This window comes from Bartonella sp. AA83SXKL (assembly GCF_042196965.1).
Lineage (GTDB): Bacteria > Pseudomonadota > Alphaproteobacteria > Rhizobiales > Rhizobiaceae > Bartonella.
In genome coordinates this window covers 1-3,193 of record NZ_JBHIRG010000060.1, presented here as the reverse complement: position 1 = coordinate 3,193, position 3,193 = coordinate 1, and the positions used below count along the sequence as shown (strand labels likewise).

Annotated in this window: 1 protein-coding gene; it reads left to right on the top strand. The window is 46.2% G+C overall.

Annotated elements, in window-relative coordinates; all coding sequences use genetic code 11:
- A partial coding sequence (locus ACFINO_RS09435) for a hypothetical protein (RefSeq protein WP_375655547.1) occupies nt 1-3,193 on the top strand: 3,193 nt, incomplete at both ends.

Below are 3,193 nucleotides of genomic sequence, written 5' to 3'. Positions count from 1 at the left end.
TTTGATAGAGCTACAGGGGAAATAAGTAGTACGAAAGGTTCATTGGCTACGGCATTGCAAAGTTTTGTAGAGGTCAAGCAGGCAAGTGAGAACGCCGTCCATGTCTCGACAGAAGCAAAGAGATTAGCCGATGAATCGAAATCCATTGCTGAACGTGCAGAACAAACAGCGAGAGATGCTTCCCAAACAGCAACAGAGACGACGCAAGTAGCCGCAACAGCGGTAGCAACGTGTCATGAAGTTAAGACAGTAGCGACACAAGCAAGTATGAAGGCAGATGGAGCCAAACAGACAGCCGCTGATGCGAAGGATATTGCCGAAGAAGCAAAAGGTTTATCGGAACGGGCGACATCTTCTGTTAGAGAACTTACAAAAACAGCGTCTCAAGTACAAACGGCAGTAGAGAAGGCATTAACGGAGTCAAGAGAATCCAAACAGATAGCAGAGTCATCTAAGACACTCTCAGAAGAAGCCAAACAACTTGCAACAGAAGCCCAAAATGCCTCTACCAATGCGCTTACAGAAGCGAATGCAGCGAAGGATAAAGCATCTACAGCGCTTACCTTAGTCAATGATGTCAAGAATATTTCTGAAGAAGTGAAAGGTATTGCAGAAACGGCATTATCGACCGCTACCACAGCTAAACAGGCTGGTGATGAGATCGGGCAAAAAGCTTTAGAAGCGTTAACGAAGTCGAGTGAAGCTAAGAGCACAGCAGAGACGGCAGAAGAGAAAGCCGCAAGAGCGGAAAAGAAGGCGGATGATGCGACAATCACAGCTTCTGAAGCCAAGACTATGGCGCAAGAAGCCAAACAGACGTTAGAGACATCAACAGCGCAACAAGATGCCTCAGAAGCACTGTCTAAAGCCGCTGAAGCGAAGAAAGTAGCAGATCAGGCAGCAACGTTAGCCAATGAAAGTAAAACGACAGCTGTTGAGGCAAAAGGTTTAGTGGAGGAAGTAAAACAATCGGTAGCGACAGCAGAGAGCGTAGCTAAGGAAGCCAAAGTAGCATCAGAAAGCGCTGTTACAGTTGCGAATGCAGCGAAGAGCACAGCAGAAGAAGCCAAGAGTGCAGCAGATAGTGCAATAGCGAAAGCGGAGCAAGCCCAACAGAGCACAACAGAAGCCTCTAGAATAGCTTTGGAAGCGAAAGCGGTAGCAGAGTCTGCGGCGCGTTCAGGAGAGACGGCAGGGCAGGTGAATGCAGAAGCGGTGAAGGGCATAGCACAAGAGGCGAAGCGTAAAGCGGAAGCAGTAGAGAAGGTAGCAGAAGAAACGAAAGGTGCTTTGGATGGTCTAAAACAATTAGCCAATAGTGCGAAGTCGACAGCGGACGAGGCAAAGAAGGTAGCTGATGGTGCACAAAAGAAGGCATCACAGGTAGAGACAGTAGCGGGTGAAGCTGAAAAGATAGCGAAAGAAGCCAAACAGACAGCTGGTTATGCTAACCATGAGGCGGCACAAGCGCGCAGTGAGGTAGAAAAGGCAAAAAGTACAGCTCATGAAGGATGGAGTAATGCCAATAAAGCTCAGGAAGTAGCAGGTGACGCTAAGACTATAGCAAGTTTAGCGCGTACGTACGCAGATGAAGCCAAGAAGATAGCGGAAAATTCAGGCAACACAGCTCATCAAGGGTGGAGTACAGCTAACAACGCGAAGGAAGTAGCCGATAACGCTAAGACTATAGCAAGTTTAGCACGGACATATGCAGACGAAGCCAAGAAAAAAGCGGAATTAGCAGATTCACAATCCTATCAAGCTAAGGGCGAAGCCGAAAAAGCCAAGGAAATAGCTAATAGTGCAAAATATACAGCAGAACAAGCACAGAAAGCGGCAGAAGCGGCGGGTAAAAAGGCAGCGTCTTTAGCATCATCTTTAGAAGACAAGCTAGAAGAGACAGAAAAAACAGCGAAGGAAGCCAAACAGAAAGCTGTTTATGCCGAAAATGATGCGAGGCAAGCTCGTAGTGAGGCAGAATCTGCGAAAAATATAGCTTATAATGCTAGTAGTACAGCTAACAACGCGAAGGAAGTGGCAGATAACGCTAAGACTATAGCAAGTTTAGCAGAAACGGCAGGCGAGGAAGCCAAGAAAATAGCAGAAGCAGCCAATTCACGAGCGTATGAAGCCAAGAATGAAGTAGAAAAAGCCAAGGAAATAGCGAGTAATGCAAAATATATAGCAGGAGAGGCGCAGAGGGCAGCCGAAACAGCGGGTAAGAAAGCCGCGTCTTTAGAAGAAGAAGCGGAAGAGGCACAAAAAATAGCCAAGGAAGCCAAGGAGTCTGCTGGTTATGCAAGACATGATGCGACGCAAGCGCGCAATCAGGCAGAAAATGCAGAGAAAATAGCCTCGTCTGCGAGGAGTAGGGTTATCGATATCAACCAAGTGGTTGAGAATTTTAAAGCCCCCGTAAGTTTAGCGCGGATGTACTCAGAAGAAGCCAAGAAAAAAGCCGAGTCGGCAGATTCACAAGCTTATCAAGCCAAGAGCGAAGCCGAAAAAGCCAAAGAAGTAGCCGATAGAGCGAAAAGGACAGCAGAAGAAGCCAAAAAAACAGCCGATACGACGAAACAAGAGCTTGGAGGTATCAAGAGTTCCCTAGCAACGGCAACAACAGCCCATACAGTAGCTTCACAGGCAAAAGCGCTAGCGGAAGAGGTAAACAATTTACTGAAACAGTCCAATTTAACGGTTCTTTCAATTTCCACACCGTTTCTTGTAGCGACAGGCAAAGCGCAATTAACCGTGAAAAAAGGAACACGCATAACTTTGGCATTAGGCAATGATACTTTGGTTGCAAGTTATACGGTAGATACAAGAATAAGCGTTCCTTCTCTTTCGGCGGGGAAGGATTATTATGTTTATTTGGTTTCTGATGGAGGACAGTCTCATAAATTTGTTTTATCAGAAAACTCTACGTATCCAAGGGATTACACAGTGAGTAATTCGCGAAAGATAGGAGGGTTTCATACGCTCTGTGCGGATGTTGGTACGATTTCCGGTCACCCCTTGTCTGGTTATAGGGCAGGGGATATTTTACCCAATTCAGTTTGGTGTCTCAATCACCGCCCGCATAGTTCACCAGAAGGTATGGTTTATGATCCTTTGCAAGATCTTTGGGTTGATATTTATCTTCAATCAGGGACGGGTGAAAATACGAAATCAATGTATCGTACCAATATAACAA